General features: G+C 62.5%; 19 protein-coding genes. 6 read left to right on the top strand and 13 right to left on the bottom strand.

Annotation, left to right across the window (positions count from 1 at the left end):
* Positions 1-225: 225 nt before the first annotated feature.
* The 4 genes from tcyN to HX866_RS32480 all read right to left on the bottom strand — a co-directional run bounded on the left by tcyN (position 226) and on the right by HX866_RS32480 (position 3791).
* The gene (gene tcyN, locus HX866_RS32495) at positions 226-975 is read right to left on the bottom strand and encodes an L-cystine ABC transporter ATP-binding protein TcyN (protein ID WP_177141147.1); all 750 of its coding nucleotides are present in this window, start codon (positions 973-975) and stop codon (positions 226-228) included.
* A gap of 4 nt (positions 976-979) precedes the next feature.
* Positions 980-1645: a cystine ABC transporter permease gene (gene tcyL, locus HX866_RS32490; RefSeq protein WP_121135886.1), complete on the bottom strand. Its 666-nt coding sequence runs from the start codon at positions 1643-1645 to the stop codon at positions 980-982.
* Positions 1645-2442 carry a cystine ABC transporter substrate-binding protein gene (tcyJ, locus tag HX866_RS32485; RefSeq protein WP_177124105.1) on the bottom strand — a complete coding sequence of 266 codons (798 nt, stop codon included), beginning with the start codon at positions 2440-2442 and terminating at the stop codon, positions 1645-1647. The genes tcyL and tcyJ overlap by 1 nt, the downstream gene beginning before the upstream one ends.
* Before the next feature lie 356 nt (positions 2443-2798).
* The gene (locus HX866_RS32480) at positions 2799-3791 is read right to left on the bottom strand and encodes a D-cysteine desulfhydrase (RefSeq protein WP_177141146.1); all 993 of its coding nucleotides are present in this window, start codon (positions 3789-3791) and stop codon (positions 2799-2801) included.
* A 190-nt stretch (positions 3792-3981) separates the two neighbouring features.
* Between HX866_RS32480 and epsC the strand changes: the two genes are divergently transcribed.
* Together epsC and betT are read left to right on the top strand one after the other, a co-directional pair.
* Positions 3982-4911 carry a serine O-acetyltransferase EpsC gene (gene epsC, locus HX866_RS32475; RefSeq protein WP_177091127.1) on the top strand — a complete coding sequence of 310 codons (930 nt, stop codon included), beginning with the start codon at positions 3982-3984 and terminating at the stop codon, positions 4909-4911.
* 359 nt (positions 4912-5270) lie between these two features.
* On the top strand, positions 5271-7226 hold the full coding sequence (gene betT, locus HX866_RS32470) for a choline transporter BetT (protein WP_177099511.1): 1956 nt from the start codon (positions 5271-5273) through the stop codon (positions 7224-7226).
* 9 nt (positions 7227-7235) lie between these two features.
* On the opposite strand, the gene HX866_RS32465 is transcribed toward betT, so the two are convergent.
* The 3 genes from HX866_RS32465 to HX866_RS32455 form a co-directional block, all read right to left on the bottom strand.
* Positions 7236-7493, bottom strand: coding sequence for a hypothetical protein (locus tag HX866_RS32465; RefSeq protein WP_177141145.1), 258 nt, complete (start codon positions 7491-7493; stop codon positions 7236-7238).
* Between the two features lie 67 nt (positions 7494-7560).
* Complete coding sequence (locus tag HX866_RS32460) at positions 7561-8457, bottom strand: SDR family oxidoreductase (RefSeq protein WP_177141144.1); 897 nt, start codon at positions 8455-8457, stop codon at positions 7561-7563.
* Positions 8458-8532: 75 nt separating this feature from the next.
* Positions 8533-9267, bottom strand: coding sequence for an SDR family oxidoreductase (locus HX866_RS32455; protein WP_177091133.1), 735 nt, complete (start codon positions 9265-9267; stop codon positions 8533-8535).
* A 125-nt stretch (positions 9268-9392) separates the two neighbouring features.
* On the opposite strand from HX866_RS32455, the gene HX866_RS32450 reads away from it, so the two are divergent.
* Positions 9393-10283, top strand: a complete 891-nt coding sequence (locus tag HX866_RS32450) for a LysR family transcriptional regulator (RefSeq protein ID WP_177141143.1) — start codon at positions 9393-9395, stop codon at positions 10281-10283.
* A 430-nt stretch (positions 10284-10713) separates the two neighbouring features.
* Entirely contained in the window at positions 10714-11751 is a 1038-nt protein-coding gene (gene mgrA, locus HX866_RS32445) for an L-glyceraldehyde 3-phosphate reductase (protein WP_177124102.1), read from the top strand.
* 112 nt (positions 11752-11863) lie between these two features.
* Here the strand turns inward: mgrA and HX866_RS32440 are convergent, their stop codons facing one another.
* Genes HX866_RS32440 through HX866_RS32430 form a run of 3 tightly spaced genes read right to left on the bottom strand, consistent with a single transcriptional unit; the run spans position 11864 to position 17078 of the window.
* Positions 11864-14914: an efflux RND transporter permease subunit gene (locus tag HX866_RS32440; protein ID WP_177141142.1), complete on the bottom strand. Its 3051-nt coding sequence runs from the start codon at positions 14912-14914 to the stop codon at positions 11864-11866.
* Positions 14911-15981, bottom strand: coding sequence for an efflux RND transporter periplasmic adaptor subunit (locus tag HX866_RS32435; protein ID WP_177124100.1), 1071 nt, complete (start codon positions 15979-15981; stop codon positions 14911-14913). Before HX866_RS32435 ends, HX866_RS32440 begins: the two co-directional genes overlap by 4 nt.
* Positions 15978-17078, bottom strand: a complete 1101-nt coding sequence (locus HX866_RS32430) for an efflux RND transporter periplasmic adaptor subunit (protein WP_177091143.1) — start codon at positions 17076-17078, stop codon at positions 15978-15980. Before HX866_RS32430 ends, HX866_RS32435 begins: the two co-directional genes overlap by 4 nt.
* 111 nt (positions 17079-17189) lie before the next feature.
* Between HX866_RS32430 and HX866_RS32425 the strand changes: the two genes are divergently transcribed.
* A complete protein-coding gene (locus HX866_RS32425) occupies positions 17190-18350 on the top strand; it encodes an AAA family ATPase (RefSeq protein WP_177141141.1) in 1161 nt (386 codons plus the stop codon).
* A gap of 143 nt (positions 18351-18493) precedes the next feature.
* The gene (locus tag HX866_RS32420) at positions 18494-18730 is read left to right on the top strand and encodes a hypothetical protein (protein WP_177124097.1); all 237 of its coding nucleotides are present in this window, start codon (positions 18494-18496) and stop codon (positions 18728-18730) included.
* A 57-nt stretch (positions 18731-18787) separates the two neighbouring features.
* Here the strand turns inward: HX866_RS32420 and HX866_RS32415 are convergent, their stop codons facing one another.
* The 3 genes from HX866_RS32415 to HX866_RS32405 form a co-directional block, all read right to left on the bottom strand.
* Positions 18788-19570 carry a MetQ/NlpA family ABC transporter substrate-binding protein gene (locus tag HX866_RS32415; RefSeq protein ID WP_177091147.1) on the bottom strand — a complete coding sequence of 261 codons (783 nt, stop codon included), beginning with the start codon at positions 19568-19570 and terminating at the stop codon, positions 18788-18790.
* A gap of 274 nt (positions 19571-19844) precedes the next feature.
* On the bottom strand, positions 19845-20753 hold the full coding sequence (locus tag HX866_RS32410) for a sigma 54-interacting transcriptional regulator (protein ID WP_177091148.1): 909 nt from the start codon (positions 20751-20753) through the stop codon (positions 19845-19847).
* Positions 20754-20809: 56 nt separating this feature from the next.
* The gene (locus HX866_RS32405; RefSeq protein WP_177091150.1) at positions 20810-21391 is read right to left on the bottom strand and encodes an alpha/beta hydrolase; all 582 of its coding nucleotides are present in this window, start codon (positions 21389-21391) and stop codon (positions 20810-20812) included.
* Positions 21392-21678: the final 287 nt, after the last annotated feature.

The following is a 21678-nucleotide window of genomic DNA, read 5'->3' as shown; positions in this document are numbered from 1 at the left end:
TGTGAAGTGCAGCTAAGAGTTTTGCCGGGAAGGTGTCAAGCCATTAAGCGGTCATGGCGAGGATCGCCCGGGAATCAAGACACTTCCTACTTTCGCAGTCGTTAGAGTGAAAGAAGAAGCAGAAGAAAGGCGGTCATAAACACCGATGACCTGAAACGCGATAAACAACTTTTCAACACCGTCGTACTCATTCCCTGAGTACGCCTGACTTGGTTGGGAAGTGCCCTACGTATTACCGAGAAACTTACTTAGGAACTGCCGGGTGCGCTCTTCCTTGGGATTAGCGAACAACGCCTTGGCTTCACCTTGTTCGACGATCACGCCCTTGTCGAAAAAGATCACCCGATTGGCGACATCCCGGGCAAAACCCATTTCGTGGGTGACGATGACCATGGTGCGTTTTTCTTCGGCCAGGCCACGAATGGTTGCCAGCACTTCGCCCACCAGTTCCGGGTCGAGGGCCGAGGTTGGCTCATCGAACAGGATCACTTGCGGCTCCATCGCCAGCGCCCGGGCAATCGCTACCCGTTGTTGCTGACCACCGGAAAGCCTGCGTGGATAGGAGTCTTCCTTGCCCGCCAGGCCAACCTTGGCCAGCAGCTTGCGGCCCAGGACAAGCGCCTGGTCACGCGGCGTCTTCTTGACCACCAGCGGGCCTTCGATGACATTTTCCAGCGCCGTGCGGTGGGGAAACAGGTTGAAGTTCTGGAACACGAAACCGACCTGCTGGCGCAACTTGCGCACCAGGCCCAGTTGCTGGTTCAGCGGGCGACTGCTATCGATTTCGATGTCGCCGACCTTGATCCGGCCGCTGGAGGGTTCTTCGAGGAAGTTCAGGCAACGCAGGAAGGTGGTCTTGCCGGAACCGCTGGGACCGATGATCGCGATCACCTCGCCGGTCTCGACCTTCAGGTCGATGCCGTTGAGCACGGTCTGCCCTTTGAATTGCTTGGTCAGTTTTTCAACCACAATCATGCTGTCAAGACTCCTGGTCATGCCGATTGACCCGCTCTTCCAGACGGTTCTGCAAGTGTGCGAGCAGGCTGGCAAGGACCCAATAGATCAGGGCGGCGGCAAGATACATGGTGAAAATTTCAAAGGTCCGGGCCGTAATCAACTGGGCCTGGCGGAACAGTTCCGGAACCTGGATGGTCGCGGCCAACGCCGTGTCCTTGACCAGGGAAATGAAACTGTTGCCCAACGGCGGCAAGGCTGTGCGCGCAGCTTGCGGCAGGATCGCCCGGCGCAGGGTCTGCGCCCGCGACATGCCGATACTCGCCGCCGCTTCCCACTGGCCACGCTCGATGGAGCTGATGGCGGCCCGCAGGATTTCACAGGCGTACGCCGCCATGTTCAGCGAGAAGCCGATCAACGCGGCGGGCAGCGGGTCCAACTCGATGCCCATCTGCGGCAGTCCGTAATAGATCACGAACAGCTGGACCAACAGGGGTGTGCCGCGAAAGAACGACACATAGACCCTGGCGATCCAGTTCACCGTCTTGAAGCGCGACAGGCGCATCAAGGCCAGGCCGAAGCCCAGCAGCAAACCGAAGAACATTCCACCCAGGCTGAGGATGACCGTGTAGTACGCGCCCTGGAGCAGAAAGGGCGCGGAGTCCAACGCAAGCTGAAAAGCTGCTTCCATTATTGAGTGACGTCAGCGTTGAAGTATTTTTCCGACAGCTTCTTCAAGGTGCCGTCGGCGCGCAGTTCGTCGATGGCCTTGTTCACCGCGGCCAGCAACTCGGGTTCGCCTTTGCGCAGGGTCACGCCGGCTTCCTGACGGGAGAACGGCTCACCGGAGACGGCCAGGGTATCGTTGGTCTTCTTGATCAGCTCGAAGGCCGCCAGACGGTCCACCAGAATCGCGTCGATACGGCCTACACGCAGGTCCTGGTACTTGGTCGGATCATCGTCATAGGTCTTGATAACGGCTTTTGGCACATTGTCCTTGAGCCATTGTTCATAGTTGGTGCCCAGGCCCACGCCGACCTTGTGGCCCGCCAGATCCTGGGCGGTCTTGAACTTGTCGGCGTCCTTCTTCTGCACCAGTGCCTGGATACCGGAAACGGTATAAGGCTCGGAGAAGTCATACTTCTTCTTGCGCTCTTCGGAGATGGTCACCTGGTTGATCACAGCGTCCAGGCGCTTGGACTCCAGGGCCGCGAGAATCCCGTCCCACTTGGTCGGTTGCAGCTTGACCTTCACACCCAGCTTTGCCGCCAGGGCGTCGGAGAACTCGACCTCGAAGCCGGCCAGCTTGCCGTCGGCACCGACGAAGCTGAACGGCGGGTAGGTGCCTTCCAAGCCGACGTTGATGACGCCGGCCTTCTTGATGTTGTCCAGTTGCTCACCGGCAAAGGCCTGGCCGAGCAGGCCGGCGCCGAGTACCAAGCCCAGGCTGCCGACCAGCAGACGCTTGCGAAATGCGGAAATATTCATGACGAGCCCCGAGTGTTTTCTTATGGGAGGGAACGCGAATCTGACGCGCTGAAGCGCAGCGTCAATCCTGCCTTAAAGTGGCGTTGGCGTCTCGCGCCAATTCGCCTGCGCCGTTACTATAACGAGCGCCTTATATTCTATAAAATAATAAAAAACTATTTGTATATTCTATTTTATTACCTATTGCTGTCCCGATTGGTGTCGGACTAGCCCGCTTCCTGCAGGAGCCGAGCTCCCATAGGTCAGCGTCTCACCTCTGCGCTTCTGTGGGAGCTGGCTTGCCAGCGATGAGGCCAGCAAGCCTTGCGACGCTCATCCGGCCGCCAGCGCCGGCAAGCCGGGCCCCACAAATCGGACTAGAGCACAGCGTTGTAGGCAAACAACGCCGGTGCGCCACCGGTGTGCAAGAAGATGATCGGCCCATCCTCGAAACGCTGGCGACCGATGCCGTCGAGCAGCCCGGCCATGGCCTTGCCGGTGTAGACCGGGTCGAGCAGGATGCCTTCCTGGCTCGCCAGCAGCTTGACCGCCGCCAGGGTCCCGGCGTTCGGCTCGCCATAACGCGGGGCGAAATATTCGTCCCAGAGTTCGACCTTGAAGCTGGCCGGTACCGGCACCTCGAGCAATTCGGCCGTGCGCTCGGCCAACCCCTGCACCTTGGGCCGCTGCGCCTCGTCGCTGCGCGACACCGTCACGCCAACCACCGGCAAACCCGGCAGCGCTTCGCTCAAGGCCAACCCCAGGCCGCTGTGGGTCCCGGCACTGCCGGACGCCAGCACCACGGCGGCAAATTCCAGCCCGCTGTCTTCAATCTGCGCCGCCAGCTCGAAGCCGGCGCGGACATAACCCAGCGCGCCCAGGGCGTTGGAACCACCGATCGGCACCAGATACGGCTTCTTGCCGTTGCTGCGCAGGCGCTCGGCCAGGGCCTGCAACTGCTCGTCGGCATTGTCCAGGTTGTCCACCAGCTCGACCCGGGCATCGAACAGGTCGAGCAACAAGCGGTTGCCGTTGCCCAGGTAGTTGGCGTCCGCGGTACCGATGGGATTTTCCAGCAGGGCCACGCAGCCCAGGCCGAGACGGGCCGCCAGGGCCGCGGTCTGGCGCACATGGTTGGACTGGATGGCGCCGGCGGTGACCAGCGTGTCGGCGCCGACCGCGAGGGCGTCGGCCCCCAGGTATTCCAGCTTGCGCAGCTTGTTGCCACCGAGGGCCAGGGGCGTCAGGTCATCGCGCTTGATGTAGATATCACGCCCCACCCACGCCGACAGGCGTTCGAGCTTTTCCAGAGGCGTGGCCTGGGCCAGGAGTTCCAGACGGTTAAAACGGGCAAGCTGTTGTTTGATCATGGGTCCGAGCTGGCTGTAGGAGATGCCAGGACTATAGGCAGGGGCTTTTCCCCAGGCAACTGTCATTCGCTTATGCCGGAAAGTTCTTAGGAAAGCACCATTCGTTCTTAATGACCATTTGTGTCGGTGCCGTAAAGTGGAAGTCATTCAGGCGACCCGATGGGTCGGTCGTCCCGTCGGAGATTTGATCGTGAGCGAGCGTTCCAGCCATTGGCAACTACAGAGCATCGTCGGCCAGTTGCGCAGCGCCCGGGATGAGTGGCGCAGCCGTAATGGCCGGGTCAGCGACGAACAGGGTGGCCGCGAGCTGCCGTCGCGCCAGGCCATGGCCGAGATTCTCGAATCGCTCTGCGGCGCGTTGTTTCCCATGCGCCTGGGGCCGGTGGACCTGCGCGAGGAAAGCGAGGACTTCTACGTCGGCCACACCCTCGACGCCGCCCTCAATGCCCTCCTGGCCCAGGCGCGCCTGGAGCTGCGTTACGTGGCGCGGCATGGTGGCGAGTCGGACGCCGAGGTCCAGGGCAAAGCCGTGCAACTGATCCAGGACTTCGCCATGGCCCTGCCGGGGCTGCGTCGGGTGCTCGACACCGACGTTCTCGCGGCCTACCACGGCGACCCGGCGGCACGCAGCGTCGATGAAGTGTTGCTCTGCTACCCGGGGATTCTCGCGGTAATCCATCACCGCCTGGCCCATCATCTGTATAGGGCCGGGTTGCCGTTACTGGCGCGGATCAGTTCGGAAATCGCCCACTCGGCCACCGGAATCGACATTCATCCCGGGGCGCAGATCGGGCCTAGTTTTTTTATCGACCATGGGACGGGCGTGGTGATCGGCGAAACCGCGATCATCGGCGAGCGGGTGCGCATCTACCAGGCGGTGACCCTGGGCGCCAAGCGCTTCCCGGCGGACGAGGACGGCCAGTTGCAGAAGGGCCATCCGCGCCACCCGATTGTCGAGGACGATGTAGTGATCTACGCCGGGGCAACCATCCTCGGGCGCATCACCATCGGCCGCGGCGCCACCATCGGTGGCAATGTCTGGCTGACCCGCAGCGTGCCGGCCGGTTGCAACCTGACCCAGGCGAATCTGCAACAGCATGAAGAAGGAGCACAGCGCTAGCCTTCAGGACGAATCTCGACTTGTGGCGAGGGGGCTTGCCCCCGTTCGGCTGCGCAGCAGTCGCAAAACCTACCATCGCGATCTGCCAGATACACCGCGAGTACCGGTTTGGGGGCCGCTTCGCGCCCCAGCGCGGGCAAGCCCGCTCGCCACACAAGTACCACCGAGCCCTGCGATTAGTCCTACAAGCCCCATCCGTGTTTAACTTGACCGTTCGTTCAAGTTAAACCGGCGGTTCGCCGCCCGCTCACAACAGGAGGCTTGCCTTTGCTGAGTCCGAGCTGTTCAGCCACGCTTCACCCCCGCGAGGTGCCCGCTGCATGAGCACATCGCCCCTTTCCACCAGCGGCCTGATCCGCATGAACCCGCCGGTGTTCTACTTCGCCGCAAGCTTCATCCTGCTGTTCGGCCTGGTGGTCATCGCCCTGCCCGAAGCCGCCGGCCAATGGCTGCTGGCGGCGCAAAACTGGGCGGCCAATACGGTCGGCTGGTACTACATGCTGGCGATGACCCTGTACCTGGTCTTCGTGGTGGTCACCGCCTTGTCCGGCTACGGCAAGATCAAGCTCGGTGCCGACCACGACGAACCCGAGTTCAGCTACCTGTCCTGGGCCGGCATGCTGTTCGCCGCCGGGATCAGCATCACCCTGTTCTTCTTCTGCGTCTCCGAGCCCCTGACCCACCTGCTGCAACCGCCCCAGGGCGAGGCCGGGACCCAGGCCGCCGCGCGCCAGGCCATGCAGATCCTGTTTCTGCACTGGGGCCTGCACGGCTGGGGCGTGTTCGCCTTCGTCGGCATGGCCCTGGCCTACTTCGCCTACCGGCACAACCTGCCGCTGGCCCTGCGCTCGGCGCTGTACCCGCTGATTGGCAAACGCATCAACGGGCCCATCGGCTACGCCGTGGACGGCTTCGGCATCATCGCCACGGTGTTCGGCCTCGGGGCCGACATGGGCTTTGGCGTGTTGCACCTCAACTCGGGCCTGGACTACCTGTTCAACGTGCCCCACACCCAGTGGGTCCAGGTCGGGCTGATCAGCCTGATGATGGGCGCGGCCATTGCCGTCGCGGTCGCCGGCGTCGACAAGGGCGTGCGGGTGATGTCCGACATCAACATGCTGCTGGCCTGCGCGCTGCTGCTCTTCGTGCTCTTCGCCGGGCCCACCCAGCATCTGCTCAACACCTTGATCCAGAACCTCGGCGACTACCTCGGCGCGCTGCCGACCAAGAGCTTCGATCTTTACGCCTACGACAAACCGAGCGACTGGCTGGGGGGCTGGACGGTGTTCTATTGGGCCTGGTGGATTGCCTGGTCGCCCTTCGTCGGCCTGTTTATCGCACGGATTTCCCGTGGCCGGACCATTCGCGAGTTCGTCTTCGGCGTGTTGCTGATCCCGCTGGGCTTCACCCTGGCGTGGATGTCGATTTTTGGCAACAGCGCCATCGACCAGGTGCTCAACCACGGTATGAGCGCCCTCGGCCAATCGGCGCTCGACGACCCGTCGCGGACCCTGTACCTGCTGCTGGAAACCTATCCCTGGAGCAAGACGGTGATCGCCATCACGGTGTTCATCAGCTTCGTATTTTTCGTCACCTCGGCCGACTCCGGCACCGTGGTGCTTTCGACGCTCTCCGCCCGTGGCGGCAATGCCGATGAAGACGGGCCGAAATGGCTGCGGGTGTTCTGGGGCGCAATGACCGCGCTGATCACCAGCGCGCTGCTGTTCTCCGGCAGCATCGATGCGCTGAAATCAGCGGTGGTGCTGACCTCACTGCCGTTCTCGTTGATTCTGCTGCTGATGATGTGGGGGCTGCACAAGGCGTTCCATCTGGAATCGCAGAAACAGATCGCCCAGTTGCACTCGCTGGCGCCGGTGTCCCAGTCACGGCGCAGCGGCTGGCGCCAGCGCCTGAGCCAGGCGGTGCACTTCCCGTCGCGGGACGAGGTCTATCGCTTCCTCGACCAGACGGTGCGTCCGGCCATCGAGGAAGTCAGCGCGGGATTTGTCGAGAAGGGCCTGAACGTGGTGACGCAGCCAGACCCGGTGAATGACAACGTCAGCCTGGAAATCGGCCATGGTGACCAGCACCCGTTCATCTACCAGGTGCAGATGCGCGGCTACTTCACACCGTCGTTCGCCCGTGGCGGCATGGGCCCGAAGGAGTTGCGCAACCGCCGCTACTATCGCGCCGAAGTGCACCTGCGCGAAGGCAGCCAGGACTATGACCTGATGGGCTATAGCAAGGAGCAGATCATCAACGACATCCTCGACCAGTACGAACGGCATATGCAGTTCCTCCATCTGGTCCGTTGAGACGCCGCGTCAGGCCTTGTCCAGCACCATGAACAAGGCCATGGCGATGGCCGGCAGGCCGAACACCACCAGCCCGATCATCAACTCCGACAGGAGACTCTGGTGGGCGGTGATCACCCCGATGGCGCCGTTGACGAGGGTCGCCAGCAGCCACATGCCGAGAAAGCCGACACCGAGGATCTGTCGGCTGATGCCCAGGCGCTGGCCGAAGAACAGCGTGCCGCCGAGCAGGATCAGGCCGATGGCGAGGATGATCGCGGTGTGCATGGAGGATCCTCCGAGGTGCGGTGTTGCGGGTAATGCCTCCTGATACTGTAGATCGAAACCCGCCCCTTCAGCGACCGCCGACCTGCAACAGATCCTCCAGCCCGATCCGTCGGAACATCTCCGCGCGCACCCGATCGGCCATGGCATTGACCACTTCGGCGCCATCCTGGGATGGGTCGATATGGCAACGGAACGGCCGACGACCCTGGGGCAGGCCGACAATCTCGACAATCGCCCGAGCCACCTCGCCAACATCCGCATCTGCCGGCTCCAGCGCGGCAAGGCCTTGCAGCGCCTGCTCCGCGACCCCGGCGTAAGGTCCCTCGGTGTATTCAAGCGCACGCGTCTGATCGGCGGGCGAGCCGGAATGCAGGAAATGGTGGGTGCCCTGGGTAAACGCTCCCGGAACCACGATCGAGGTTTCCACGCCCCAACGCACCAGCTCGCTGGCATAGGACACCGCCAGGGAGTCCATCGCCGCCTTGGCCGCGAAATACGGTGCCAGGAACGGCGGCGTACCACCGCGAGCACTGCTGGAGGAGACCCACACCACCAGGCCTTTGCCCTGCTTGCGCAGTTGTGGCAAGGCCGCACGGTTGACCCGCTGGGTACTCAGCACATTGATGTCGTAAAGCTGGGCGAACTGTTCCGGGGTAAAGGCCTCGGTCGGACCAAAGGACATATGCCCGGCGTTGTGGATAACCACATCCAGCCGCCCGCAGTCGGCGACAATCCGCGCCACGCCGGCCTCGACCGATTCGCTGGACGCCACGTCCAGTTCGACACTGCGCAGGTCCACCGAGTGCGCGGCGGCGTAACGCTGCACTTCAGCCACCTGGGGCGCATTACGGCCGAGGGTTTCACGCATGCTGGCGTAGACGGTGTGGCCGGCATCGGCCAGGGCGCGGGCAGTGAGGGCACCGAAGCCGCTGGAGGCGCCGGTAATCAGGATCACGGATTTCATGAAGGTTCACCTTGGATTCGCAGGGGAGCAAGACCGCCCGCGAACCGGGCGATCATTCAGGGGGAAAGGCGTGGATCAGACCAGACCACCGTTGGCCCGCAGGATCTGGCCGTTGACCCAGGCCGCGGCCGGGCTGACCAGGAAGGACACCACGTCGGCGATATCTTCCGGCTGACCGAGACGTTCCAGCGGCGGCATCTTGGCGAAGGTCTGGATCTGCTCCTCGCTCTTGCCGTGCAGGAACAGCTCAGTTGCCACCGGGCCAGGCGCCACGGCATTGACGGTGATCTGGCGACCGCGCAGTTCCTTGGCAAACACCTGGGTGAGGGACTCCACCGCCGCCTTGCTGGCGATGTACACCGCATAACCGGGCAGGTTCAGGCCCACGGTGCTGCTGGAGAAATTGACGATACGGCCACCGTCATTCATCCGGGTCGCCGCTTCACGCAGGGTGTTGAAGGTGCCCTGGGTGTTGATGGCGAAGGTCTGCTCGAACAGTTCATCGCTGTGCTGGGCCAACGGCAAGACCTTGAGGATCCCGGCGTTGTTGACCAACACATCGACCTTGCCCAGTTGCTGCTCGGTCTCATCGAACAGACGGGCAACATCGGCGGAGCTGGCGACATCGGCCTTGATCGCTATGGCTTTGTGGCCGGCCTGACGCAGTTCCACCACCAGCGCCGAAGCCTCGTTGGCGCTGCTGGCGTAGTTGATCGCGACGGCAAAACCTTGCGCCGCCAACTGACGGGCGATGACCGCGCCGATGCCGCGCGAGGCGCCGGTGACGATGGCAACTTTCTGGGTAGTCATATCGAATCTCCTGGGGTGTTCGTTGGGTGTGGGGCCAATTTCACATGTTTACCCAGGGTGATAAATGCTCGATAGTTGGCTTGACTGTTCAATAATCGCCAACAATAAATCGCAGCGGAGCGCCCATGGACCAGGTCAAGGCCATGAAGGTTTTTGTACGAATCTACGAACGCAGCAGCTTCACCCTGGCCGCCGAAGACCTGAACCTGCCCCGCGCAACCCTGACCCATACCCTGAATCAGTTCGAGACCTGGCTTGGCACCCGGCTGTTGGAGCGTAGTACGCGCCGCGTCCGGCCGACCCTCGATGGCGAGGCCTATTACCGACGTTGCGTGCAGTTGCTGGCGGAGCTGGAAGAGGCCGAACTGGCGTTTCGCTCGGTGGCGCCCAAGGGCCGTTTGCGGGTGGACCTGCAGGGCACGCTGGCGCGCTACTTCGTGGTCCCGGCGCTGCCGGCATTTCTCGAGCGTTACCCGGACATCGACGTGTCGATGAGCGAGGCCAGCCACTTTATCGACCTGATCGCCGAGGGCGTGGATTGCGTGCTGCGTTCGGGCAATCTCGGCGACTCCTCACTGATCGGGCGGCGCGTCGCCAACCTGCGCCAGGTGACCTGCGCCAGCCCCGCGTACCTGCGCAAATACGGTGAACCCCAGAGCCTCGCGGACCTGAGCCGGCATCAGGGCATCAATTACGTTTCAAGAGCCACCGGCAAGCTGTTCCCGTTCGAATTCACCGAGGCTGGCGAGTTGCGCGAAGTGCCCCTGGCGGGCCGGGTCTCGGTATTTGGCGCGGAGATCTATGCCGCGTCGGCGGTCTCCGGGCTGGGGCTGATCCAGGTGCCACATTACCGCGTGGCCGAGCAGATCGGTCAGGGCTTGCTCAAGGAGGTCCTGCCGAACCACCCGCCGCCGCCCATGCCGGTTTCGGTGCTTTATCCACAAAACCGACAGATGTCACCCAGGGTGCGGGTGTTTGTCGACTGGATCAGCGAGATTTTTGAAAAAGCGCACTGATCGGGCGTCCTCCAGCAGAAAACCACCTTATTTTCAGCACCCGAATCCGTACTATTTCGTACTACGTAGCATGCATACGAAGCCAATAATTTCCATATTTCCAGATTTTACTGAATAAAAAAGGGTTACTCAGGCCGGAGGAAAAGTAAGCAGGTATGTATCAAATCGTACTACTCAAAAACCTGGAACAAGGGTCCTCTCGGATGTCAATCGCTCCTCGCCAAGAATAGTCGCTGATCGTGCAAGCCGGGTGCGCTCAGGGTGCGGAGAAAACCCAAGGCGCAATCCGGGAAAAACATGAAACGTTTCAGCGATAGCTCGAGCCCAGGGTTGGCTTGGGCTTTTCTCGGCGTATGCTGGGCATTTCGCCCCACAACAATGACGTCGTACGCGCGAAAGAAGATGTCACTGCCCAATGAGAGAGGATTCGATGACTTACCAAGCTGCCGAAAACCGCTACGACTCCATTCCCTACCGCCGCGTCGGACGCAGCGGGCTGGTGCTACCGGCGCTGTCCCTGGGCCTGTGGCACAACTTCGGCGACAGCACGCCAATCGACACCCAGCGTGCCCTGCTGCGCACCGCCTTCGACCTGGGCATCAACCACTTCGACCTGGCGAACAACTACGGCCCGCCCTACGGCAGCGCCGAGATCAACTTCGGTCGCCTGTTGCGTGAAGACTTCAAGCAGTACCGCGATGAGCTGATCATCTCCAGCAAGGCCGGTTGGGACATGTGGCCCGGCCCTTACGGCCAGGGCGGCGGTTCGCGCAAATACGTGCTCGCCAGCCTCGACCAGAGCCTGCAACGCCTGGGCCTGGACTATGTGGATATCTTCTATTCGCACCGCTTCGACCCGGACACCCCACTGGAAGAAACCGCCAGCGCCCTGGCCAGCGCCGTGCAGCAGGGCAAGGCGCTGTATATCGGTATCTCGTCGTATTCCGGGGTGAAGACCCGGGAAATCGCCGCGCTGCTGAAAGAGTGGAAAGTGCCGCTGCTGATCCACCAACCGGCCTACAACCTGCTCAATCGCTGGGTGGAAAAGGACCTGCTGGACACCGTCGAAGAGCTGGGTACCGGGGTGATTGCCTTTACTCCGTTGGCCCAGGGTCTGCTGACCGACAAATACCTCAATGGCGTGCCGAAGGATGCGCGGGTCAACCGTCCGGGTGGCGGCTCGTTGCAGGCCTCGCACTTGTCGGAAGCGAACATCGCCCATGTGCGGGCCTTGAATGAGATTGCCCAGCGCCGTGGCCAGAGCCTGGCGCAATTGGCCTTGGCCTGGACATTGCGCGACCCACGGGTGACTTCGGCACTGATCGGCGCCAGCCGGCCGGAGCAGATTATCGAGAACGTCGGCGCGTTGAAGAACCTGAGTTTCACTCAGGAAGAGCTGGCGGAGATTGATCGTTTTGCCCAGGAAGGCGGGATCAATTTGTGGGAGAAACCGTCGACAGCGGAATAAACCGGCGAGAAGCGACCTGCGGTCGCATCGCGAGCAAGCTCGCTCCTACAGGTTTTGTGGACCAGACCATTGTAGGAGCGAGCTTGCTCGCGATACGAGTGCAGGGCACTCGCTACACCTCTTTGCGCGGCTCGCGAATCTTGTACCAGGCCACATACAGCGCCGGTAGGAACATCAGCGTCAGCACCGTCGCCACCACGATCCCGCCGATCATCGCGTAGGCCATCGGCCCCCAGAACACTTCCCGGGCAATCGGGATCATCCCCAGACTCGCCGCCGCCGCCGTCAGCAAGATCGGTCGACGCCGATGCTCCGTCGCCTCCACCACCGCATCCCACGGCGCGTAGCCATTGCGTTCGTACTCGTCGATCTGGGTCACCAGGATCACCGAGTTGCGAATGATGATGCCGATCAGCGCGAGAATCCCGAGAATCGCCACAAAGCCCATCGGCGTGCCCGTCGGCACCAACGCCAGGACCACGCCGATCAGCCCCAGGGGCGCCACGCTCGCCACCAGGAACATCTTCTGCACGCTGTGCAGCTGGATCATCAGGAAGGTCGCCATGAGGAACAACATCAGCGGCACCACCTTGGCAATCGGGCCCTGGGCCTTGCCGCTTTCCTCCACCGTACCGCCGGTGACCACCTTGTAACCCGCCGGCAAGCCAGCAGCGAACTGATCGATATCGGGCTTCAACTGCTTGACCAGATCGGTCGGCTGCAAGTTGCCACGCACCCCGGCCTTGAGGGTAATCGTCGGCAAGCGATCACGCCGCCAGACCAACGGCTGCTCCAGTTCATAGCGCACCGTGGCGAACGCCAGCAATGGAATCGACACCCCGCTGGGCGTGACGATCTGCAGGTTCTGCAAGGTTTCCGGCGTACCCCGCTCACTGTCCACCGCCCGCCCGACCACGTTGATCAGGTAGATATCGTCCTTGACCTGGGTCACCGGCGAACCGCTGACAATGCTGTTCATCAGCCTTGCCACGTCCTCGGACGACAGGCCGAACTGCCGCGCCTTGTCCTGGGCGATATCGATGCGCAGCACCTTGCCTGGCTCGTTCCAGTCATAGATGGTTTCGCCGACATTGGGGTTCTTGTCGAGGATGGTCGCCAGTTCGATGGCGTGCTTGCGCACCTGGTCGATGTCCTTGCCGCTGACCCGGTACTGCAACGGCCGCCCCACCGGCGGACCCATTTCCAGGGTCTGGACAAAGCTGCCGATCCCGACGAAGTCCTCGCGCAGACGCTTGTTCAGCCGCTGGATCAACGCCGCGCGCTGCTCCAGGCTCTTGCTGACGATGATCAGCTGCGCGTAGTAAGGGTTCTGCAATTGCTGGTCGAGGGGCAGGTAGAACCGGATCGCGCCCTCGCCGATGTAACTGCTCCAACGCAGGATGTCCGGGTCGTCCTTGAGGCTCGCCTCCAGCTTGTCCACGGCCTTGCGTGTCTCGTTGATCGAGGCGTTTTGCGGCAGGTTGAGATCGACGAGAATTTCCGGCCGGTCCGAGGACGGAAAGAACTGGTTCTGCACAAAACGCATGCAGAACACCGACAAGGCAAACACCAGTACCGTCAGGCCAATGGCCCACCAGCGATGGCGCATCGACCAGAGCAAGCCGGCGTTGAACACCCGGGCAATCCGCCCCGTCCCGCCGTCGTGACCCTTCACTTTTTCACTGAGGATATGCACGCCGATCACCGGCGCGAACAACACCGCGACCACCCAGGACACCAACATCGCCACGGCGATCACCGCGAACAGGGTGAAGGTGTATTCCCCGGCGGAACTGGCGTTGAGGCCGATGGGCACAAAACCGGCCACGGTCACCAGGGTCCCGGTGAGCATCGGAAAGGCCGTCGAGGTATACGCGAACGTCGCCGCCTGCTCCTTGGTGTCGCCCTTCTCCAGACGCGTGACCATCATTTCCACGGTGATCATCGCATCGTCCACCAGCAGGCCGAGGGCGATGATCAGCGCACCAAGGGAGATCCGCTGCATGGTGATGCCGCTGTATTCCATAAATACGAAGACCATCGCCAGCACCAGCGGGATCGAGCAGGCCACCACCAACCCGGCACGCAGGCCGAGGGCGATAAAGCTCACCACCAGGACGATGATCACCGCTTCGAACAAAGCGCTGGTGAAACCACCGACGGCCTTTTCCACCACCTCGGCCTGGTCGGAAACCTTGTGCACGCCGACGCCCACCGGCAATTCGGCGGTCAGGCTGTCCATGCGCGCGTGCAGGCTCTTGCCGAAGTCCTGGATATTGCCGCCCTTCTTCATGGCGATGGCCAGGCCGATGGCGGTCTGGCCGTTGTAGCGGAACAGCGGGGTCGGCGGGTCGACATAACCGCGGCTGATCTCGGCGATGTCCGCCAGTCGGTAGAAACGGTCATTGAGCTTGAGGTTGACCGCCTCCAGGTCTTTCTCCGAGGCGTACTGCCCGGAAGCCCGCACGGAAATCCGTTCCGGCCCGGCCTCGATCACCCCGGCCGGGGTCACCGCGTTCTGCGATTGCAGGCTTTGCACCACCTGGCGCTGGTCGATGCCCAGGGCCGCCAGTTTGCGCGTGGAGAAGTTCAGGTAGAGCACTTCGTCCTGCTCGCCGATCATCTGGATCTTGCCCAGCCCCGGCACATCGCGGATCTGCGCCCGCACCTGCTCCACGTAATCGCGCAGCTGGCGCATGCTCAGGCCGTCGCTGGTAAAGGCGTAGACAGACCCGAAGACATCGCCGAACTCATCGTTGAACCCCGGCCCCTGGATGCCCTGGGGGAAGTCGCCGCGAATATCGTCGATCTTCTTGCGCACCTGGTACCAGATCTGCGGAATGTCCTTACCGCTGGTGGTATCACGCAGGAACACGAACACCGTCGATTCGCCCGGCCGGGTGTAACTCTTCACGTAGTCCAGGGAGTCGAGTTCTTCGAGTTTTTTCTCGATGCGGTCGGTGACCTGCTCCAGGGTGTCATCCACCGTGGCGCCGGGCCATTTGGTCTGGATGATCATAGTCTTGATGGTGAACGACGGATCCTCCTCACGCCCCAGGTTGATGTAGGAGAACACCCCCATCAACAGCGCGACGAACATCAGGTACCAGACGAACGACTGGTGTTTGAGGGCCCATTCGGACAGGTTGAAGGACCCTTTCATTGAGCTTTTTCCTCATCGACTTTGACTTTCTGTCCCGGTTTCAAGCTGTTCACCCCGGCACTGACCACCCGTTCGCCGGGTTTGACTCCGGAGGCCAGCAGCAGGCTGTCGGCGTCGCGGCTAAGCACCTGGACCTCACGCAGCGCGACGGTCTGGCTCTGCGGGTCGATGACCCAGACCCGCGTCTTGCCCTCGCTTTCCAGCAGGGCCGAAAGGGGCAGGCGGGTGCGTGGTTCGATAGCCGAACTGAGGGTGACGCTGATGGAGCTGCCCAGGCGAAATGCCGCCGGGGTCTCGGCCAGGGTCAGGCGGGCACGTCGGGTGCGGGTGGCGCTATCGGCCTGGGGTTCGATTTCCCGCACACGCGCGGTGGTGTTGACGCTGGGGTCGAGCTGGCTGGCGACGCGGAACTCGACGCCTTCGCTCAACTGATCGGCCAGGGGTGCCGGCAGGTCAATGACTGCTTCCTTGATATCGGGACGCGCCAGGGTCACCACTTGCTGGCCGGCGCTGACCACCTGGCCGGCCTCGGCTTTCCAGGCAGTGACCACCGCCGCGTGGTCGCTGTGCAGTTCGCTGTAGCCGAGCTGATCACGGGCCTGACTGACGGAAGCCTTGGCCTGTTCCAGGGACGCGCTGGTGGTTTTCAGGTCGGTCTGGGCCACGTCCAGTTGCGCCTGGGCGCCGACGCCTCGGTTGAACAATTCCTGCTGGCGCCGGGCATTGGCCTGAGTGTTGATCCACTGCGCCTGGACCCGCGCCAGGTCGCCTTCGGCGGCGCGCAACTGGTTCTGTTGATCGGTAGGGTCGAGGCTGGCGAGCAAGGCGCCCTGCTCCACTTCGCTGCCGACATCCACATAACGCCGGGCAATGCGTCCCGAGACGCGGAAACCCAGGGTGCTTTCATAACGCGCCTGGATGCTCCCGGCGAAACGCCCGAGGCTCTGCTCCAGCGCCGGCTTGACCTCGACGAACAGCACCGGCCGCACCGGCTCGGGAGGCGGCTCCGGTTTGGAACAGGCGGCCAGCAAGAGGCCGCCGAGCAACACCAGTGACAGACGCTTCATGGCTGCGCTCCCTTGGCCGGTTGCGCTGGCGGCTCGGCGATCTCCACCAACATGTCCGGATGGAGCAACTGGCCACCGGCGATCACCACTTTCTCACCGCCTTTGAGCCCATCGCTGATGATCACGTGACCGGTAAGGTAGCGCCCGACCTTGACCCGGTGCAGGTTGGCCTTGCCCGCATCGTCCACCAGCCATACGGCCGGCTCGCTGATGTCCTTGGTCAGGGCCGACCAGGGCAGTTCGATGCTCGCCTTGGCGGGAGCGGTGACGGTGGCGCTGACCACCGAGCCCAGGTCCATGCCGGCCGGCAGCGCGCCGAGGGCGACCTTGACCTGCACGGTGCCGCTTTGCGCGGAGACCGCTGGGGTCACTTCACGGACCTTGCCCGTGGCCTGGATGCTCGGGTTGTCGAGCAGGGTCACGGTAATGACCTGGTCGCCGGGCGGCTCCACCAGCAGCGATTCATAGACGTTGAACACCGCGTCGCGTTCACCGTCGCGGGCCAGGCTGAAGATCGGCATGGTCGCCTGCACCACTTGCCCGACCTCGGCCTGGCGGGCGGTGATCACCCCGGGCGCCTCGGCGACCAACGAGGTGTAGCTCAACTGTTCGCGGGCATTGGCCAACTGCGCCTGGGCCGCGGTGAGCGCGCTCTTGCTGCTCAGCAAGGCGGCCTGGGCCGAATCGTATTCGCTGCGACTGGTATAACCCTTGGGCAGGAGTTTCTGCTGACGGACGAAGGCCGCGCTGGTCTGCTGCACCCGCGCCTGCTGGGCATTGACCTCGGCCTGGGCGGTGTCGACATTGGTTTGCAGGTCCTTGGGGTCGAGCTTGGCGAGCACCTGTTTGGCCGAGATCCGCGCACCGACATCGACAGTGCGCTGGATGATCTTGCCGCCGACGCGGAACGACAGGTCGGTCTGCACACGGGCCTGGACATCGCCGGTCAGGGTCACGGCGGCACCGAAACGCTTGGGCTGTACCTGCTCGACGAAAACCCGGGGGCGCTCGGGCGCGGGCGGTTGCTCATGACCGCATCCGCTCAAGAGCGCCGTCAGGCCGAGGGCGACCGCCCAGTGTGTTCGCTGCCCTTTCATGCACGCTCCTTTGCGTAATACAGTTTCGCCAGTGCCGTTACGACTGTTAGCGTAGAACAGGGTTCCCTCCGCGCACATTACCGACTCGACTCACCCAGCAGGATGTTTTTCATGCTCAAGACCCTGGCCGTCGCCAACTACCGCTCGATCAACAAACTGGTGGTGCCCCTGGGTCGGCTGAACCTGATCACCGGGCCCAATGGCAGCGGCAAGTCCAATCTGTATCGCGCCCTGCGCCTGCTGGCGGAAACCGCCCAGGGCGGGGTGGTCAATGCGCTGGCGCGTGAAGGTGGACTGGATTCGACGTTCTGGGCCGGGCCGGAAAAAATCACCCAGCGCATGCGCAACGGCGAAGTGCCGATCCAGGGCACGCATTACCAGCACCCCAAGCGCCTGCGCCTGGGGTTTGCCGGTGAGGACTTCAGCTATGCGATTTCCTTGGGACTGCCGGAGCCAAGCCTGTCGTGGTTTTCCCTGGACCCGGAAATCAAGCGCGAATGCATCTGGGCCGGGCCCCTCTATCGTCCGGCGAGCCTGCTGGTGGCGCGCTCGGGGCCCATGGTCAAGGCCCGCGAAGGGCGTAGTTGGGAGGTCCTGGCACAACACACGCCAGCCTTTGACAGCCTGTTCGATCAGGTCGGCAATCTGCGCAGTTCGCCGGAGGTGCTGTTACTGCGCGAGAGCATTCGCGGCTGGCGCTTTTATGATCACTTTCGCAGCGATGCCGAGGCGCCGGTGCGCCAGCCGCAACTGGGGACCCGCACCCCGGTGCTGCACCACGATGGCCACGACCTTGCGGCGGCCTTGCGCACCATCATTGAAATCGGCGATCCCGAGGCACTGTACGCCGCGATCAGCGATGCCTTCCCCGGCGCACGACTGCAGATCGCGCCGTTGCAAGGGGCACGCTTTGCCATCGAGTTTTATCAGGAGGGTCTGTTGAGGCCACTGTCAGCCGCCGAACTCTCGGATGGGACCTTGCGCTACCTGTTGTTGGTGGCGGCCTTGCTGACGCCCCGGCCACCGACCCTGATGGTGCTGAACGAACCGGAAAACAGCCTGCACCCGGACCTGCTGCCGGCTTTGGCGCGCCTGATCGTGCAGGCCTCGGAGAAGTGCCAGGTGTGGGTGGTGTCCCATGCCAGCCGGCTGATCGCGGCGTTGCAGCAGGACCCGGCGTGCAATTCCATTGTGCTGGAGAAAGTCCTCGGGCAGACCGAGGTGGTCGGCCAGGGCATGCTGGACGAGCCGGCCTGGCATTGGCCGGATTGACGATGGCGGCATGGCGAGAGTTGCCGGATGGATCATGGGCAACTACCGTGGTCGAGTTATAGACGGATTTTTTACCCGAGGGGCGCCAGGTACGGACGCCAATGGCCGGATTCCACGGCCACCCCGCGACAAGGAAAGCAGCCATGGCCCAGGCAATTGCACCGAAAAAGCTCGACCCTCAGGACATCCTGAAACTGCTGCGGGCCTTGCGTCGGGCAGTGACAACCCCAGCGCCAAAAAACTGTAGGAGCCAGCTTGCTGGCGATGGCGTCCGCAAGGACGCTATACGACTCAAGGGCCCCATCGCGAGCAAGCTCGCTCCTACAGGGATACCGCGTTGGCAGGCGGTTTTTTCGGCGGCGGGAAAATCCGCGCAATAAAAAACGCCGACGCGGGTTGCTCGTCGGCGTTCAAACCTTGAAGGGGTTATTCGCGAATCAGAACGCCGGCAGGACCGCGCCTTTGTACTTCTCGGCGATGAACGCTTTAACTTCCGGGCTGGTCAGGGCCTTGGCCAGCTTCTGGATAGCGTCGCTGTCCTTGTTGTCCGGACGGGCCACCAGGAAGTTCACGTAAGGCGAATCGGCACCTTCGATGACCAGTGCGTCTTTAGCTGGGTTCAGACCCGCTTCCAGCGCGTAGTTGGTGTTGATCATGTCCAGGTCAACCTGGTCCAGAACCCGTGGCAGCAGGGCCGATTCCAGTTCCTTGAACTTCAGGTGCTTGTCGTTCTTGACGATGTCTTTCGGGGTCGACAGGGCGTTGGTCGGGTCTTTCAGGGTGATCAGACCGGCTTTCTGCAAGAGCAGCAGGGCGCGGCCGCTGTTGCTGCCTTCGTTCGGGATCGCCACGGTGGCGCCGTCTTTCAGGTCAGCCAGGCTTTTGACTTTCTTCGAGTAACCACCGAACGGTTCGACGTGCACGCCGATAACGGTGACCAGGTTGGTACCCTTGCCTTTATTGAAGCCATCCAGGTACGGCTTGGTCTGGAAGTAGTTGGCGTCCAGGTGCTTCTCGGCCACCTGGGTGTTCGGCTGGACGTAGTCGGTGAACACCTTGATTTCCAGGTCCACGCCTTCTTTGGCCAGGGTCGGCTTGATCAGCTCAAGGATCTCGGCGTGGGGCACCGGCGTTGCCGCCACCACCAGTTTCTCGCCAGCCTGGGCCAGACCCGCCGTCAGAGCGGCCGCCAATGCGGTAAACAACAGAACCTTTTTCATGCAGTGTCCTTATCGAAGATCACGGTCGTCACTGACGACAGCCTTGAGAGAGGTGCCAGCAAAGTGATATCGCCGGCGTGGAACAGAAGATACCGATATTTTTTATTCCAGAACAATATCTTTTATTCATCTTCATATTCCATTTTATTCATACAGACGCTGCCGAGCACGTCCCTCTGTAGGAGCCGGCTTGCTGGCGATAAACGAAAACGCGGTGCCCCTGGGACACCGCGTCGCTTGAATCAATCGCCAGCAAGCCGGCTCCTATAGGCGATCAGGCGCCGGCGTTATCCAGCAGGCGCTTGAGTGCCGCCAGTTCCCCAGGGGAACTGCTGCCGATAAATTGCTCGATCAGAGCCAGCGGCGCCGGTAGATTCAGATGCTCCGGCAGAATCTCGTCGCCACTGCTGACCAGCAGCGCGAAGTGAATGACATTTTCCAGCTCACGGGTATTGCCCGGCCAACTGTGGCGCTCCAGGGCGCGCTGGGCACTTTCGCTGATCAATGGCACCGGCAAGCTCAGGCGCTGGCTGTAGATACCCAGGAAATACTCGGCCAGGGACAGGATGTCGCCGATCCGCTCGCGCAACGCCGGCAACTCCAGCCGGCCTTCGCTGAGGTAGTGATACAGGCGCTCATGGAATTTGCCGACCGCCACCGCCTGGGCCAGATCGATGCTGGTGGCCGCCACCAGGCGTACATCCACCGGACTCGGCTGCGGCGCGCCGACCCGGGTGACTTCGTGATTCTCCAGCGCGGCGAGCAACTTCACCTGGATCGGCAGCGGCAGGTCGCCGATCTCGTCCAGGTACAAGGTGCCGCCATTGGCCGAGCCGAACCAGCCGGCGCGGCTGCTGGCCGAACCGCTGTAGGCCCCCGCCGCATAACCGAACAGCTCTGCGTCGGCGTAGGTCGGGCTGATGGCGCCGCAATTCACCGAGACGAACAACCCGGTGCGGTCGCTGGCTCGATGGATATGCCGGGCGAGTAACTCCTTGCCGGTCCCGGTCTCGCCACGAATCAGTACCGGCACCGCCTTGGGCGCCAGGGTTTCGAGTTCTTCACGCAGTTGCCGCGAACGTGGATCGACAAACACCAACGCCTTGGCGCGAATGCTCAGCGGGCTTTTTTCCGAATCAGGGAAGGTCAGCAGTGGCTGACCGAAGGTTTCATGCAGGCTCATGGCAGACTCCCGCCCCAAACCGCTAACGGCAGTGGGCGTTCAAGCAAAAGAAAAATTCAGGCGCGACGCAGGGAATGCTGTTCCATTCGGGTTTGCAGGCGGTACAGGTAGGCAAAACCCTGCTCCCAGCGCTGGTGGCCGGACTTCACATTGATATGCCCGGCACCACTGAGGATGCTCGCTTGCGCGCCCCAGTCGCGGGCCAGTTCCAGGGTGCGCGGGGCGCTGACGGCAGCATCGTTGTCGGAGGCGACGATCTGGCTCGGGAACGGCAACAGGTCGGTCGGAATCGGCGCAAAGTTGCGCAAGGCCGGCGCACAGGCCGGACGCTCGACATCCGCCGGGGCCACCAGCAACGCGCCACGGACTTGGCGCAGCAGGTGCAGCGGTGCCGTTTGCGCCCAGTGGGCGACGGTGATGCACCCCAGGCTATGGGCGATCAGGATCACTGGCGTAGCGTCGGCGGCAATGGCTTCGGCCAGGGCCGCCACCCAGTCTTCGCGGCGTGGCGTCAGCCAGTCGGCCTGCTCCACCCGCGCACTGTTGGGCAGGCTGTTCTGCCAGTGAGTTTGCCAATGATCTTCTGGCGATCCTTGCCAGCCCGGCACGATCAGATAACGAATCGACTCGTTGCGCATGGGGTACACCTCCTCCAGCGTTTGCGTTCCTGATCGAGTATAGGGAGGAGAGTTATATTCGTTAAGGAATAAGAAGCTATTTGTTAAGACCACAAATGAATATACGAAGCCATGATCCAACCCCTGTAGGAGCGAGCTTGCTCGCGATGGCGTCCACAAGGGCATCGCATGGCTCAAGGGCCCCATCGCGAGCAAGCTCGCTCCTACACGGGGTTATGCGGTGACTCATCACTTCGTGAAAAATAAAAAAGGGCCGCACCCTGCCAAGGAGACGGCCCAAGAAACTC

This window comes from Pseudomonas gingeri, from assembly GCF_013386165.1.
GTDB classification, from domain to species: Bacteria; Pseudomonadota; Gammaproteobacteria; order Pseudomonadales; family Pseudomonadaceae; genus Aquipseudomonas; species Aquipseudomonas gingeri_C.
The sequence above is the reverse complement of the archived record's forward strand: the minus strand, read 5'-3'. Positions and strand labels throughout refer to the sequence as shown.